We start from the raw sequence: 14,833 nt of genomic DNA, 5'->3' as shown, positions 1-14,833 counted from the left end.
GGTTTACCCCTTGTTGCTCTCGGTGCTGGTAAACGCCTGACGGTGCAGAATCGCAGTGAACTCTTCCATAAAGTTGTCGTAGTTCAGTTCCAGTTTGTTCACACGCTGGTTCAGACGGTTGTAAGCCATAACCGCCGGAATTGCCGCAAACAGACCGATAGCGGTCGCAATCAGTGCTTCAGCGATACCCGGTGCAACCATCTGCAACGTCGCCTGCTTCACCGCGCCCAGCGCGATAAAGGCGTGCATGATCCCCCACACGGTACCAAACAGGCCGATATACGGGCTGATGGAACCGACAGTACCGAGGAATGGAATGTGCGTTTCAAGGTTTTCCAGCTCGCGGTTCATAGAGATGCGCATCGCACGCGAGGCACCTTCCACCACCGCTTCCGGCGCATGATTGTTTGCACGATGCAGACGGGCAAACTCTTTGAAACCGCTATAAAAAATTTGCTCGGAGCCTGTAAGGTTTTCACGGCGTCCCTGGCTTTCCTGATACAGACGAGAAAGCTCAATACCCGACCAGAACTTATCTTCAAACGCTTCAGCTTCACGGCCAGCGGCATTGAGGATACGCGTTCTCTGGATGATGATGGCCCAGGATGCGATTGAAAAACCAATCAAAATCAACATGATAAGTTTAACCAGAAGGCTTGCCTTCAGGAACAAATCAAGGATATTCATGTCAGTCACTGCTTAAACTCCGCGACAATAGACTTAGGAAGCGCACGAGGCTTCATTATGGTTGGATCAACACAAACAATCAGTACTTCAGCTGAGTTCAGTACGGTATTCTCTGCGTTGACTATCCGCTGCGTGAAAACCAGTGAGGTCCCGCGCATTGATGTAATTTCAGTTTGGACTTCGAGCATATCGTCGAGTCTGGCAGGCGCAAAATACTCAAGCGTCATCTTGCGAACCACGAAGGCAACTCGCTCAGCCAACAGTACCTGTTGACTAAAGTGATGATGGCGCAGCATCTCTGTGCGTGCCCGTTCATAAAAAGCAACGTAGCTGGCGTGGTAAACCACACCACCGGCATCGGTATCTTCGTAATAGACACGAACCGGCCATCGAAACAGCGTTGTATTCACTTTACATCCCGGTAATGCAACAAAAGTTAATGCTTTTAAACTTCGCTACTATACGCGCGGGAAAGAGGGTTGGGAATGGGAGAAAGTAAACGGAGAGTAAATTTTTATGGGCTCGGGTAAGCCCATAACGTTAACGGACATTTCTTATTCAGAAGAAGAAGAAAATCAAACCGGCGAGAAGCACCAGATCGGCAATCAGCGGGCAAAAAATTCCCTGCCAGTGAACGGCTTTCGGACGAAAGCCCACGCCGTGGATCACACCTGCACACACCGCCCACATAATGAGGAAGCCGTGCCAGATTTCAAGCTCGCTGGTTTTCGCTGCAAAGCGCGAAGGGTCCCAGAAGATACAACCTGCCAGCAGTAATGCCATCACTAAAGAAAGCGCCCGTAACGGGCGCTTGTCCATTACCGCGTAAAGTTTCGCGATAATATTCATCAGTGTTTTTCTTCACCCGCTTTGGTCGCTTCTACGTGCTCAAGCGCCAGGGCAGTGATGACACCAAATGCACAGGCAAGAAGCGTCCCTAAAATCCATGCGAAATACCACATATTCAGCTCCTTACTTAGTACATAGAGTGGGTGTTGCTTTCGATATGTTCTTTCGTGATGCGACCGAACATTTTCCAGTAACACCAGATGGTGTAGGCCAGAACGATCGGAACGAACACGCAAGCAACATACGTCATCAGGTTCAGCGTCATATGGCTGGACGTTGCATCCCACATGGTCAGGCTAGCATTCAGCATGGTGCTGGATGGCATGACGAATGGGAACATCGCAATACCCGCCGTCAGGATAATGCACGCCAGGGTCAGTGATGAGAACACGAACGCCAGCGCGCCTTTCTCCAGACGAGACGTCAACACGGTCAGCAGCGGCAGCAATACGCCCAGCGCCGGGATAGCCCACAGCGCAGGGGTATTGTTAAAGTTCACCAGCCATGCACCTGCCTGACGCGCCACTTCTTTGGTCAGCGGATTAGACGGCGCAGTATGGTTAATCGCAGACGTCACCACGTAGCCATCAATACCGTACACCACCCACACACCGGCCAGTGCGAAGCAGACCAGCGTGACCAGCGCAGCGACCTGAGCCGTCGCGCGAGAACGCAGGTGCAGTTCACCAACCGTACGCATCTGCAGGTAGGTTGCGCCCTGAGTGATGATCATCGCCACGCTCACTACGCCGGCCAGCAGACCAAACGGATTCAGCAGCTGGAAGAAGTTACCGGTGTAGTAGAGACGCATGTACTCGTCCAGGTGGAACGGCACGCCCTGCAGCAGGTTACCGAACGCCACGCCGATGACCAGCGGTGGAACGAAGCTACCGATGAAGATGCCCCAGTCCCACATGTTGCGCCAGCGGGTGTCTTCAATCTTGGAACGGTAGTCGAAACCGACCGGACGGAAGAATAAAGAAGCCAGCACCAGAATCATCGCCACGTAGAAGCCAGAGAACGCAGCCGCGTAGACCATCGGCCAGGCAGCGAACAGCGCGCCGCCTGCGGTGATCAGCCACACCTGGTTACCGTCCCAGTGAGGGGCGATGGAGTTGATCATGATTCGACGCTCGGTGTCATTACGACCGAGGAAACGGGTGAGCATCCCCACCCCCATGTCGAAACCATCCGTGACGGCGAAACCGATCAGCAGAACGCCGATCAACAGCCACCAGATAAAACGCAATACTTCATAATCGATCATTTGATGACTCCTGTCTTAGCGTGCCGGCTGAGTAGTCGCAGTGGACTGCTCGTAGTGATAGCGACCGGTTTTCAGGCTGCTTGGGCCAAGGCGCGCGAACTTGAACATCAGGAACAGTTCAGCCACCAGGAACAGGGTGTACAGACCACAAATCAGCAGCATGGAGAAGATCAGGTCGCCCGCTGTCAGGGAGGAGTTCGCTACCGCCGTTGGCAGTACCTCACCAATCGCCCATGGCTGACGGCCATACTCCGCCACAAACCAGCCGGATTCGATTGCGATCCACGGCAGTGGAATACCATACAGCGCAGTGCGCAGCAGCCATTTTTTCTCGCCGATGCGGTTGCGAATCACGGACCAGAAGGACGCCGCAATGATCAGCAGCATGATGATGCCGCAGCCCACCATGATACGGAATGCGAAGTACAGAGGCGCAACGCGTGGAATCGAGTCTTTGGTTGCCATCTGGATCTGTGCTTCTGTCGCATCAGACACGTTCGGGGTATAGCGCTTCAGCAGCAGACCGTAACCCAGATCTTTCTTCACGTTGTTGAACTGATCGCGAACGGCCTGGTCGGTAGAACCGGCACGCAGCTGTTCCAGCAGCGAGTAGGCTTTCATACCGTTACGAATACGCTCTTCGTGCTGAAACATCAGCTCTTTCAGCCCCGTCACCTGCTTATCAACAGAACGGGTGGCGATGATACCCAGCGCGTAAGGGATCTGAATCGCGAAGTGGTTTTGCTGCGCGTCCTGATCCGGAATACCGAATAGCGTAAAGGCAGCAGGCGCCGGTTGGGTTTCCCATTCGGCTTCGATAGCGGCCAGTTTGGTTTTCTGCACGTCACCCATTTCGTAACCGGATTCATCACCCAGAACGATAACAGAGAGGATTGCTGCCATACCGAAGCTTGCAGCGATAGCAAAGGAGCGTTTCGCAAACGCAAAGTCACGACCGCGCAGCATGTAGTAAGAACTGATACCCAGGATAAACATTGCGCCGCACACATAGCCAGAAGCGACGGTGTGAACGAATTTAACCTGCGCTACCGGGTTCAGGACCAGCTCGGCAAAGCTGACCATCTCCATACGCATGGTTTCGAAGTTGAAATCAGACGCGATCGGGTTCTGCATCCAGCCGTTCGCCACCAGGATCCACAGCGCGGACAGGTTCGAACCTAATGCCACCAGCCAGGTCACCGCCATATGCTGGACTTTACCCAGACGGTCCCAACCGAAGAAGAACAGACCTACAAAGGTGGATTCGAGGAAGAATGCCATCAGACCTTCAATGGCCAGCGGCGCACCGAAGATATCCCCTACATAGTGGGAATAGTAAGACCAGTTAGTCCCGAACTGGAACTCCATAGTCAGACCGGTTGCCACGCCCAGTGCGAAGTTGATACCAAACAACTTGCCCCAGAACTTGGTCATATCTTTATAAATCTGTTTGCCGGAGAGAACGTATACCGTTTCCATGATGGCCAGCAGAAACGCCATACCGAGCGTCAGTGGCACAAACAGGAAGTGGTACATCGCGGTCAAGGCAAACTGTAAGCGCGACAGTTCGACTATATCTAACATCATGACTCCTTGCTCATCGCATGAAGACTCCGAGAGTGAACCCCGTCAGAGAGAGATCCACACGCATGCCCCAATACAAATTATTCGCATCCTTGTCGTCGTTATTACCCTGAAGGAGGATAAAAACGATGACGTGAGGTTACAAATACGTTAATAAAAAACTCAAATTGATCCCGCAAATATAATACGCTGCAAAACCCTTACAATAAACAGGTTTTTATTGAATCACATTTACGTTTTTCGACGGTGATCAATTTATAGCAAAATTACCACTTTTCGGCCATTTTGATCGGGGACAATTTAGCGCCTTTTGGTGTGTTTTTCCAAACATTAAACATTGATTTAAATCAAAAACAATCCTTTATGTTAATTGTGTTTTGATGCGGTGAACATAGTAAAGACCATGTTAAAGATATGTATATAAAATACAATTAAGGTTATCGAATCGACGGATGAATATAAACAGAAGTGATTTTTATTAACTTAGTAGTCTGAATGCCGATTTATTCAGGACATAAATTTTAGTGGGTTTTTCATTTTTTTCCATCTGCTCTCTTTAAGGCAAATAAATAACAATTATTTTACTTTTGCATCCTCTCTAATTAACACCTATTTGTGACTATTGCATGACGCCCGGCAGGCAATAAAAAAGGCCGCTTTACAGCGGCCAACCATGTCGAAACGGACATTTTTATACTTCAACGCCCCCCTTTCGGGGAGCAGAGAGGACTTACTTAATGATGGATTTCAGTGCTTCGCCGATATCCGCCAGGCTGCGAACGGTTTTCACGCCTGCGGCTTCCAGCGCTGCGAATTTCTCATCAGCCGTACCTTTACCACCGGCGATGATCGCGCCTGCGTGACCCATACGCTTGCCTTTCGGCGCAGTCACACCCGCGATGTAACCCACAACTGGCTTGGTCACGTGTTCTTTGATGTAAGCAGCCGCTTCTTCTTCCGCGCTACCACCGATCTCACCGATCATCACGATCGCTTCGGTCTGTGGATCTTCCTGGAACATCTTCAGGATGTCGATGAAGTTAGAGCCCGGGATCGGGTCACCGCCGATGCCCACACAGGTGGACTGGCCGAAACCGTAGTCGGTGGTCTGCTTAACCGCTTCATAGGTCAGGGTACCGGAACGGGACACGATGCCCACTTTGCCCGGCTTGTGAATGTGGCCCGGCATGATGCCGATTTTGCATTCGCCCGGGGTGATAACGCCTGGGCAGTTCGGGCCGATCATACGCACACCTGCTTCATCCAGCTTCACCTTCACGGTCAGCATATCCAGCGTCGGGATGCCTTCTGTGATGGTGATGATCAGTTTGATGCCTGCGTCGATCGCTTCCAGAATAGAGTCTTTGCAGAACGGAGCCGGAACGTAGATCACGGTCGCGGTTGCGCCCGTCGCTTCTACGGCTTCACGCACGGTGTTGAACACCGGCAGGCCCAGGTGGGTGGTGCCGCCTTTACCTGGCGTTACGCCGCCAACCATCTGCGTGCCGTAAGCAATCGCCTGTTCGGAGTGGAAAGTCCCCTGGCTACCGGTGAAGCCCTGGCAGATAACCTTGGTATCTTTATTAATTAAAACTGACATTATTTCCCCTCCACTGCGGCAACAACCTGCTGAGCTGCATCCGTCAGACTTTTCGCTGCAATAATATTCAGGCCGCTGTCAGCCAGTTTTTTCGCGCCGAGTTCAGCGTTGTTACCTTCCAGACGCACAACAACCGGAACGTTAACACCCACTTCTTCTACCGCACCGATGATACCGTCGGCGATCAGGTCGCAACGGACGATACCGCCGAAGATGTTAACCAGAACGGCCTTCACGTTGTCGTCGGAGAGAATGATTTTGAACGCTTCGGTTACGCGCTCTTTGGTTGCGCCACCGCCCACGTCGAGGAAGTTTGCTGGCTCACCGCCGTGCAGCTTAACGATGTCCATGGTGCCCATCGCCAGGCCCGCACCGTTAACCATGCAGCCGATGTTGCCGTCCAGCGCCACGTAGTTCAGCTCCCACTGTGCAGCCTGCGCTTCACGCGGATCTTCCTGAGACTGATCGCGCATTTCGCGCAGATCCGGCTGGCGGAACAGCGCGTTGCCGTCAGCGCCCAGCTTGCCGTCGAGGCAGATCAGGTCGCCCTGGGTGGTGATCACCAGCGGGTTAATCTCGATCAGCGCCAGATCGCGCTCCAGGAAGATGGTTGCCAGACCCATGAAGATCTTGGTGAACTGCTGAACCAGTTTACCTTCCAGACCCAGTTTGAACGCCAGCTCGCGACCCTGGTAAGGCATTGGGCCCGCCAGCGGATCGATAGCCACTTTGTGGATCAGGTGCGGGGTCTCTTCCGCCACTTTTTCGATTTCCACGCCGCCTTCGGTAGACGCCATGAACACCACGCGACGGGAGCTACGGTCAACAACCGCGCCCAGGTACAGTTCTTTCGCGATGTCGGTCGCCGCTTCAACCAGGATCTGGTTAACCGGCTGGCCGTTCGCATCTGTCTGGTAGGTCACCAGACGCTTGCCGAGCCAATGTTCAGCAAACGCACGAATCTCTTCTTTACTCTTAACAACCTTCACACCGCCCGCTTTACCACGGCCACCAGCGTGAACCTGACACTTAACTACCCACGGGCCGGAACCGATTTTAGATGCAGCTTCTTCTGCTTCACGCGGGGTAGTACAGGCATAACCCACCGGAGCCGGTAAGCCATACCGGGCAAACAGCTGTTTGGCCTGATATTCATGTAAGTTCATGTGTTCTATCCATCCTTCAGGGTAATCGTTATCTTCAAACCTGTAGACCGGCGCAGTCTGTGTGCCGGATGGCGCTACGCTTATCCGGCCTACAGGGCAGGTGATGCTAAATAGTCACTAGACGTCCAGCAGCAGACGCGTTGGATCTTCCAGCAGCTCTTTAATTGCTACCAGGAAGCCCACGGACTCGCGGCCGTCGATCAGGCGGTGGTCGTAAGAGAGCGCCAGATACATCATCGGCAGGATCTCAACTTTACCGTCTACCGCCATCGGGCGATCTTTAATGGCATGCATACCCAGGATCGCGCTCTGCGGCGGGTTAATGATCGGGGTAGACATCAGCGAGCCGAATACGCCGCCGTTGGTAATGGTGAAGTTACCGCCGGTCAGATCGTCTACGGTCAGCTTGCCGTCGCGGCCTTTAACAGCCAGCTCTTTAATGTTTTTCTCGATGTCAGCCATACCCAGGGTATCCACATCACGCAGAACCGGCGTTACCAGGCCACGTGGGGTAGAAACCGCCATGCTGACGTCGAAATAGTTGTGGTAAACCACGTCATCGCCATCGATAGACGCGTTCACTTCCGGGTAGCGTTTCAGCGCTTCAACTACCGCTTTCACGTAGAAGGACATAAAGCCCAGACGGATACCGTGACGTTTTTCAAACGCGTCACCGTACTGCTTACGCAGGTCCATGATTGGCTTCATGTTCACTTCGTTGAAGGTGGTCAGCATCGCGGTGGAGTTTTTCGCTTCCAGCAGACGCTCGGCCACGCGCTTACGCAGGCGAGTCATCGGCACGCGTTTTTCGCTGCGGGCGCCCAGAGCAGGCTGAGCTGCTGGTGCTGCCGCAGGGGCTTTCGCTTCTGCCTGAGCAGGCGCTTTCGCCAGGTGTTTGTCGATGTCTTCGCGGGTCAGACGACCGCCCACACCGGTGCCTTTGATGGCTGCCGGGTCAAGGCTGTGTTCAGCCAGCAGGCGACGGATCGCCGGGCTGAGGGCGTCGTTAGACTGTTCTTCCAGAGAAGCCTGCTGGCGCTGAGCCGGCGTAGAGGCTTTCTCTTCAGACTTCGCGCTGGACTCTTTGCCCGCGCTGTTGCCTTCACGCAGGCGACCCAGGATCTGACGAGAGGTGACGGTGGTACCTTCATCTTCCAGCACCGCGTCCAGAACGCCATCCGCCGAAGCCGGTACTTCCAGTACCACTTTGTCAGTTTCGATTTCTACCAGCACTTCATCGCGCTTAACGGCATCGCCTGGTTTTTTGTGCCAGGTAGCGACGGTCGCATCTGCTACGGATTCAGGCAGGTCGGGAACAAGAATATCTACGCTACTCATTTTGTATCCTTTAATTAATCGACGTTCAGCGCGTCATTGACCAGATCTTGTTGCTGCTTCTGGTGAACGGACATATACCCTACCGCCGGAGAGGCGGAGGCCGGGCGACCTGCGTAACGCAGGGCTGACCCAAATGGAATCACTTCACGGAAATGATGCTGGCTGCAGTACCATGCGCCCTGGTTGAGCGGCTCTTCCTGGCACCAGACAAAATCATGTACGTGAGCATATTGTTTCAGCACTTCCTGCATCGCCTGATGCGGGAACGGATAAAGCTGTTCGATACGCACAATGGCGACATCTTTCTGATCGTTCTTGCGGCGCTGTTCCAGCAGGTCGTAATAAACCTTACCAGAACACATCACCACGCGCTTCACGCCCTGCGGATCCAGCTCGTCAATTTCGCCAATGGCCGGCTGGAAGGTACCGTTCGCCAGTTCTTCCAGGCTGGACACCGCCAGCGGATGACGCAGCAGGGATTTCGGCGACATCACCACCAGCGGACGACGCATACCGCGCAGCGCCTGACGACGCAGCATGTGGTACACCTGAGCCGGGGTGGACGGCACGCAGACCTGCATGTTCTGCTCGGCGCAGAGCTGCAGATAACGTTCCAGACGCGCGGAGGAGTGCTCCGGACCCTGTCCTTCATAACCGTGCGGCAGCAGCATTACCAGGCCACACATACGGCCCCACTTCTGCTCGCCGGAGGAGATGAACTGGTCGATAACCACCTGCGCACCGTTGGCGAAGTCACCGAACTGCGCTTCCCAGATGGTCAGGGTGCGCGGTTCAGCGGTGGCGTAGCCATATTCGAAGGCCAGTACCGCTTCTTCAGACAGCACGGAGTCCCAGACCTTGAACTGGCCCTGACCGTTGTGCACGTGCTGCAGCGGGGTGTAGGTTGAACCGTTGGACTGGTTGTGAACAACCGCGTGACGGTGGAAGAAGGTCCCACGGCCCGCATCTTCACCGGACAGACGAACAGGAATGCCTTCATCAACCAGCGTTGCGTAAGCCAGCGTTTCCGCGCCGCCCCAGTCGAACAGCTTCTCGCCTGCCGCCATGGACTGACGGTCAGCGTAGATTTTCTGCACGCGAGACTGCATCTCGATAGCGTCCGGTACGGTGCTGATGCGTTTAGCCAGCTCCTGCAGGCGCTTCATCTCAACCTTGTTCGGGTAGCTCTCATCCCACTCGTGGTTGAGGTACGGAGACCAGGTAAAGGAGTGCATGTTCATCGGACGCAGCTCTTTCACCACGCATTCGCCCGCATCCAGCGCGTCGCGGTAGAGGTTGACCATTTCGGTCGCATCTTCCAGCGTCGCCACTTTGTCGCTCTCCAGCTTGTCAGCATAGATTTTGCGCGGGGTCGGGTGTTTTTTGATTTTCTGGTACATCAGCGGCTGGGTTGCACTTGGCTCATCCGCTTCGTTGTGGCCGTGACGGCGGTAGCAGAAGAGGTCAATGAACACATCGCGTTTAAAGGTATTACGGAAGTCCAGCGCCAGACGGGTAACGAAAGCAACGGCTTCCGGGTCATCCGCGTTAACGTGGAAGATCGGCGCCTGTACCATCTTACCGATGTCGGTGCAGTACGGGGTAGAACGCGCATCCAGCGGGTTAGAGGTGGTGAAGCCCACCTGGTTGTTGATCACGATGCGAACGGTACCGCCCACTTCGTAACCACGCGCTTTCGACATGTTCAGGGTTTCCTGAACCACGCCCTGCCCTGTTACCGCCGCATCACCGTGGATGGTGATTGGCAGCACTTTATTGCTGCTTGGCTCGTCCAGACGATCCAGACGCGCACGTACGGAACCGATAACCACCGGGCTGACGATTTCCAGGTGTGACGGGTTAAACGCCAGCGCCAGGTGAACCAGACCGCCTTCGGTTTCGATATCAGACGAGAAGCCCATGTGGTACTTCACGTCGCCGGTGCCGAGGTGTTCTTTATGTTTGCCCGCGAATTCGTCGAACAGGTCCTGTGGTTTTTTACCCAGCACGTTGACCAGTACGTTCAGACGACCGCGGTGCGCCATACCCAGTACCACTTCACGGGTACCGCTCTTGCCTGCGTGACGAATCAGCTCTTTCAGCATCGGCACCAGCGCGTCGCCGCCTTCCAGCGAGAAGCGTTTTGCGCCCGGGAATTTCGCGCCCAGATAGCGCTCAAGCCCTTCCGCTGCGGTCAGTTCGTTCAGGAAGCGTTTTTTCTCGTCAGCCGAGAAAGTCGCGTGGCCCGCTACGGATTCGATGCGCTGCTGGATCCAGCGTTTCTCTTCGGTAGAGGTAATGTGCATATATTCCGCGCCGATGGAGCCGCAGTAGGTTTGCTTGAGCGCGTCAATCAGATCGCCCAGCTTCATCGTGTCTTTGCCGATGGCAAAGGAACCTACGTTAAAGCTTTCCTGGAAATCGGCCTCGGTCAGATCGTGATACGCCGGATCGAGATCGGCCACACGGTCTTGTTTCCACAGTCCCAGCGGATCGAGATTCGCATGCTGGTGACCGCGGAAGCGATAAGCGTTGATAAGCTGCAGGACTTTAACCTGCTTCGCATTGGTGTCAGGGTCGGAAATCGCAGAAGAGTAACGTGAGGCATCCTTCGCCAGACGACGGAAATAATCACGTGTTTTGGAATGGAATTGATCCGGTTTGACCCCTGTGCCAGGCAACTGCTGGAACATGGAACGCCAGTTTGCGTCCACTGAGTCAGGATCGGTTAAGAAGTCTTCATAGAGCTGTTCTATCCAGCTCTGGTTCGCACCAGAGAGGTAAGAAGAGTCCAGCCAGGCTTTCATTGCGCCGTTCTGCATCGTGATCCCTTAAGCATTTTTATGCTTACTTTCGCCGTAGAAACTACCACGCACACCGCGTGTACGTGCCGGGGTTCACCTGCGAGCTCTTTTCATTTGGCCCGCGAAGGAACCTTTAGAAACTGTCTGGACTTCAGGGTAGTACAGGGCAGTTTTTAAAGGTTTCTGCATTTTGCCCGGTGGCGCTACGCTTACCGGCCTACAGTTTCGTAGGCCGGATAAGCGCAGCGCCATCCGGCAAATTTACTTACGCACTGCGCTGCAGCAGCATCGACTTAATATGGCCAATGGCGCGCGTCGGGTTCAGCCCCTTCGGACACACACTGACGCAGTTCATGATGCTATGGCAGCGGAATACGCTGAAAGCGTCACTCAGTCCTTCCAGACGGCTGTCGGTTTCGGTGTCGCGGCTATCGATCAGGAAGCGATAGGCAGCCAGCAGACCGGCCGGGCCGATAAACTTGTCCGGGTTCCACCAGAACGACGGGCAGGACGTTGAACAGCATGCGCAGAGAATACACTCGTACAACCCATCGAGTTTTTCACGCTGCTCTGGAGACTGTAAGTGCTCGCGAGCGGGTGGATTTTGCCCATTATTCAATAAGTAAGGCTTAATCTTCTCATATTGTGCATAGAATTGCCCCATGTCTACCACCAAATCACGCACAACCGGCAGGCCTGGCAGAGGACGGATAACAATTTTCTGACCAGGACGCTGCAACGCTGAAATTGGCGTGATGCAGGCCAGGCCATTTTTGCCGTTCATGTTCACCCCGTCAGAGCCACAAACCCCTTCACGGCAGGAGCGGCGGAACGACAGTGTTGGATCTTTTTCTTTCAGCTGGATTAACGCATCCAGCAGCATCATGTCGCGACCTTCTTCCGCTTCCAGGGTGTAGTCCTGCATGCGCGGAGCGTCATCAACATCCGGGTTATAACGATAAACTGAGAATTCGAGTTTCATTATCCTGTCTCCGCATTAGTAAGTACGAATCTTCGGCGGGAACGCCGGACGCAGTTTCGGTTCCATATTGACGCTACGACGCGTCATGGTTTCCGACTCTGGCAGATACAGGGAATGGCACAGCCAGTTTTCGTCATCACGCTCCGGGAAGTCGAAGCGGCTATGCGCGCCACGGCTTTCGGTACGGAAGTTTGCCGACATTGCCGTCGCGAACGCGGTTTCCATCAGGTTATCCAGCTCCAGGCACTCAACGCGCTGGGTGTTGAACTCGCTGGAGGTGTCGTCCAGACGGGCATTTTTGAGACGCTCGCGGATAGCTTTCAGCTGCTCAAGGCCTTTGGCCATCGCATCGCCTTCACGGAATACCGAGAAGTTGTGCTGCATGCATTCCTGCAACGCTTTACGGATTTCCACCGGATCTTCGCCGTTACGGTTACCGTTCCAGCGGTTGAGGCGCTCAAGAGAGGCATCAATTTCGTCGTCGGTTGCATCACGCAGCGCGCCCTGCTCGGCAATAGATTCCTGCAGATGCAGACCCACCGCGCGACCAAACACTACCAGGTCCAGCAGGGAGTTGCCGCCCAGACGGTTTGCACCATGTACGGATACGCAGGCAATTTCGCCTACCGCGAACAGGCCAGGAATAACCACGTCTTCGCCCTGCTCGTTCACGGTCAGCGCCTGACCGGTCACTTTGGTCGGAATACCGCCCATCATGTAGTGGCAGGTTGGGATAACCGGAATCGGCTCTTTCACCGGGTCGACGTGTGCAAAGGTGCGGGAGAGTTCCAGAATGCCCGGCAGACGGGATTCCAGCACTTCTTTACCCAGATGGTCGAGTTTCAGCTTCGCGTGTGGACCCCATGGGCCATCACAGCCGCGGCCTTCACGGATTTCGATCATGATGGAACGCGCCACCACGTCACGACCCGCCAGGTCTTTCGCATTCGGGGCATAACGCTCCATAAAGCGCTCGCCGTGTTTGTTCAGCAGGTAACCACCTTCACCGCGGCAACCTTCTGTTACCAGAACGCCCGCACCGGCGATACCGGTTGGGTGGAACTGCCACATCTCCATATCCTGCACCGGCACGCCCGCGCGGATAGCCATACCGACACCGTCACCGGTGTTGATGTGGGCGTTAGTGGTGGACTGATAGATACGGCCTGCGCCGCCGGTCGCCAGCACGGTAGCGCGGGCTTTGAAGTAAACCACTTCACCGGTTTCGATGCACAGCGCGGTACAACCAACAATTGCGCCATCGGCGTTTTTCACCAGATCCAGCGCGTACCACTCGGAGAAGATGGTGGTATGGTTTTTCAGGTTCTGCTGATACAGGGTGTGCAGCAGTGCGTGACCGGTACGGTCAGCCGCCGCCGCGGTACGTGCCGCCTGCTCGCCGCCGAAGTTTTTCGACTGGCCGCCAAACGGACGCTGATAGATAGTGCCATTTTCCAGACGGGAGAACGGCAGACCCATATGGTCCAGCTCCAGAATCGCTTCCGGGCCGGTTTTACACATATATTCGATGGCATCCTGGTCGCCGATGTAGTCGGAACCTTTTACCGTGTCATACATGTGCCATTCCCAGTTGTCTTCATGGGAGTTACCCAGCGCAACGGTGATACCGCCCTGCGCAGACACGGTGTGGGAACGGGTCGGGAATACTTTAGAGAGCAGCGCACAGGTCTGGCCGCTCTGGGAAATTTGCAGTGCGGCACGCATACCTGCGCCACCGGCACCAATCACAACAGCATCAAATTCTCTGACTGGCAGTTTCATTACACACCCCACACCACAACGAATCCATAAATAACGTAAACCACCAGTGCAACCACAATGGCCAGCTGCAGCGGGAGGCGAATCGCCAGCGGTTTAACGTAATCGGTCAACACCTGCCACATACCAATCCAGGCATGAATAAGGATGGAGAACAGAGCCAGCAGGGTGAACACTTTGGTGAAGGCGGATCCGAAGAACCCACTCCAGATTTCCCACGTCAGCGTGCTGCTGGTCGCGAAGAAACCGATCATATAGATGATGTAAAGGGTGAGAACGATGGCGGTAGCACGGACCAGGATGAAGTCATGTACGCCGTTGCGTCCTAATGCGGAGGCGTTGCTTACCATACGAGAACTCCTGCGAGAAGTGAAAGCACGACTGTAATCACAAATGAAATGTTAGCGGAGCGTTTCCCGGCTTCGAAAGTCTCTTCCAGATAGCCAAAGTCCATCAGCATATGGCGAACACCCACGACGACGTGGTACGCCAGCGCGGTCAGAATGCCCCACATGATGAATTTCACGAAGAAGCTGTTCATGATGGCAGAGGCCTGGAGGAATCCTTCAGGGGAAGAGAGGCTGGTGCCCAGTAACCACAGCAAAATACCGACCGCCACAAACGTAATCACACCAGAAACACGGTGCAGAATGGACGCTATTGCTGTTACAGGGAACCGGATCGTTTTGAGATCCAGATTGACAGGTCTTTGTTTTTTCACATTTCTTATCATGAATAACGCCCACATGCTGTTCTTATTGTTTCCTTCCTCCGGAC

At 54.5% G+C, this 14,833-nt stretch carries 14 protein-coding genes; all 14 read right to left on the bottom strand.

The genetic code is table 11. From position 1 onward, the window contains the following. Positions 1-3 precede the first annotated feature (3 nt). The 14 genes from tolQ to sdhC all read right to left on the bottom strand — a co-directional run bounded on the left by tolQ (position 4) and on the right by sdhC (position 14,804). A complete protein-coding gene (tolQ, locus tag P349_RS23150) occupies positions 4-696 on the bottom strand; it encodes a Tol-Pal system protein TolQ (protein WP_008501101.1) in 693 nt (230 codons plus the stop codon). Then, positions 693-1,097 (bottom strand): tol-pal system-associated acyl-CoA thioesterase, encoded by a 405-nt coding sequence (ybgC, locus tag P349_RS23155; RefSeq protein WP_003858593.1) that lies wholly within the window; start codon positions 1,095-1,097, stop codon positions 693-695. The genes tolQ and ybgC overlap by 4 nt, the downstream gene beginning before the upstream one ends. Positions 1,098-1,245: 148 nt before the next feature. Next, complete coding sequence (gene ybgE / locus P349_RS23160; protein WP_008501100.1) at positions 1,246-1,536, bottom strand: cyd operon protein YbgE; 291 nt, start codon at positions 1,534-1,536, stop codon at positions 1,246-1,248. Beyond that, the gene (gene cydX, locus P349_RS23165) at positions 1,536-1,649 is read right to left on the bottom strand and encodes a cytochrome bd-I oxidase subunit CydX (protein ID WP_003858598.1); all 114 of its coding nucleotides are present in this window, start codon (positions 1,647-1,649) and stop codon (positions 1,536-1,538) included. The genes ybgE and cydX overlap by 1 nt, the downstream gene beginning before the upstream one ends. Positions 1,650-1,663: 14 nt before the next feature. After that, positions 1,664-2,803, bottom strand: coding sequence for a cytochrome d ubiquinol oxidase subunit II (gene cydB / locus P349_RS23170; RefSeq protein ID WP_032638926.1), 1,140 nt, complete (start codon positions 2,801-2,803; stop codon positions 1,664-1,666). A 15-nt stretch (positions 2,804-2,818) separates the two neighbouring features. After that, complete coding sequence (cydA, locus tag P349_RS23175) at positions 2,819-4,387, bottom strand: cytochrome ubiquinol oxidase subunit I (RefSeq protein WP_032649512.1); 1,569 nt, start codon at positions 4,385-4,387, stop codon at positions 2,819-2,821. Positions 4,388-5,117: 730 nt separating this feature from the next. Next, complete coding sequence (sucD, locus tag P349_RS23180; RefSeq protein ID WP_014169173.1) at positions 5,118-5,987, bottom strand: succinate--CoA ligase subunit alpha; 870 nt, start codon at positions 5,985-5,987, stop codon at positions 5,118-5,120. Beyond that, the gene (sucC, locus tag P349_RS23185) at positions 5,987-7,153 is read right to left on the bottom strand and encodes an ADP-forming succinate--CoA ligase subunit beta (protein WP_006809579.1); all 1,167 of its coding nucleotides are present in this window, start codon (positions 7,151-7,153) and stop codon (positions 5,987-5,989) included. The genes sucD and sucC overlap by 1 nt, the downstream gene beginning before the upstream one ends. 117 nt (positions 7,154-7,270) lie before the next feature. After that, positions 7,271-8,491 (bottom strand): 2-oxoglutarate dehydrogenase complex dihydrolipoyllysine-residue succinyltransferase, encoded by a 1,221-nt coding sequence (gene odhB, locus P349_RS23190; protein ID WP_008501093.1) that lies wholly within the window; start codon positions 8,489-8,491, stop codon positions 7,271-7,273. 14 nt (positions 8,492-8,505) lie between these two features. Next, a complete protein-coding gene (gene sucA / locus P349_RS23195) occupies positions 8,506-11,313 on the bottom strand; it encodes a 2-oxoglutarate dehydrogenase E1 component (RefSeq protein ID WP_032649515.1) in 2,808 nt (935 codons plus the stop codon). Positions 11,314-11,560: 247 nt separating this feature from the next. Then, positions 11,561-12,277, bottom strand: coding sequence for a succinate dehydrogenase iron-sulfur subunit SdhB (sdhB, locus tag P349_RS23200; RefSeq protein ID WP_008501090.1), 717 nt, complete (start codon positions 12,275-12,277; stop codon positions 11,561-11,563). A gap of 15 nt (positions 12,278-12,292) precedes the next feature. Beyond that, the gene (gene sdhA, locus P349_RS23205) at positions 12,293-14,059 is read right to left on the bottom strand and encodes a succinate dehydrogenase flavoprotein subunit (RefSeq protein ID WP_024908800.1); all 1,767 of its coding nucleotides are present in this window, start codon (positions 14,057-14,059) and stop codon (positions 12,293-12,295) included. Continuing rightward, on the bottom strand, positions 14,059-14,406 hold the full coding sequence (sdhD, locus tag P349_RS23210) for a succinate dehydrogenase membrane anchor subunit (protein WP_032649516.1): 348 nt from the start codon (positions 14,404-14,406) through the stop codon (positions 14,059-14,061). The genes sdhA and sdhD overlap by 1 nt, the downstream gene beginning before the upstream one ends. Beyond that, the gene (gene sdhC, locus P349_RS23215) at positions 14,400-14,804 is read right to left on the bottom strand and encodes a succinate dehydrogenase cytochrome b556 subunit (RefSeq protein WP_020684965.1); all 405 of its coding nucleotides are present in this window, start codon (positions 14,802-14,804) and stop codon (positions 14,400-14,402) included. The genes sdhD and sdhC overlap by 7 nt, the downstream gene beginning before the upstream one ends. Positions 14,805-14,833 lie beyond the last annotated feature (29 nt).

The organism is Enterobacter sp. DC4, assembly GCF_000568095.1.
Taxonomy (GTDB): Bacteria; Pseudomonadota; Gammaproteobacteria; order Enterobacterales; family Enterobacteriaceae; genus Enterobacter; species Enterobacter pseudoroggenkampii.
Note: the sequence above shows the minus strand (reverse complement) of the source record. Positions and strands in the feature narration are given on the sequence as shown.

Excerpts from the sequence above, each read along its gene's own strand:
- sdhB (WP_008501090.1), bottom strand. The coding sequence starts at position 12,277 with ATGAAACTCGAATTCTCAGTTTATCGTTATAACCCGGATGTTGATGAC.
- sdhD (WP_032649516.1), bottom strand. The coding sequence starts at position 14,406 with ATGGTAAGCAACGCCTCCGCATTAGGACGCAACGGCGTACATGACTTC.
- cydB (WP_032638926.1), bottom strand. The coding sequence starts at position 2,803 with ATGATCGATTATGAAGTATTGCGTTTTATCTGGTGGCTGTTGATCGGC.
- sucD (WP_014169173.1), bottom strand. The coding sequence starts at position 5,987 with ATGTCAGTTTTAATTAATAAAGATACCAAGGTTATCTGCCAGGGCTTC.
- cydX (WP_003858598.1), bottom strand. The coding sequence starts at position 1,649 with ATGTGGTATTTCGCATGGATTTTAGGGACGCTTCTTGCCTGTGCATTT.
- cydA (WP_032649512.1), bottom strand. The coding sequence starts at position 4,387 with ATGTTAGATATAGTCGAACTGTCGCGCTTACAGTTTGCCTTGACCGCG.
- odhB (WP_008501093.1), bottom strand. The coding sequence starts at position 8,491 with ATGAGTAGCGTAGATATTCTTGTTCCCGACCTGCCTGAATCCGTAGCA.
- sdhC (WP_020684965.1), bottom strand. The coding sequence starts at position 14,804 with ATGTGGGCGTTATTCATGATAAGAAATGTGAAAAAACAAAGACCTGTC.
- sucC (WP_006809579.1), bottom strand. The coding sequence starts at position 7,153 with ATGAACTTACATGAATATCAGGCCAAACAGCTGTTTGCCCGGTATGGC.
- ybgE (WP_008501100.1), bottom strand. The coding sequence starts at position 1,536 with ATGAATATTATCGCGAAACTTTACGCGGTAATGGACAAGCGCCCGTTA.
- sdhA (WP_024908800.1), bottom strand. The coding sequence starts at position 14,059 with ATGAAACTGCCAGTCAGAGAATTTGATGCTGTTGTGATTGGTGCCGGT.
- sucA (WP_032649515.1), bottom strand. The coding sequence starts at position 11,313 with ATGCAGAACGGCGCAATGAAAGCCTGGCTGGACTCTTCTTACCTCTCT.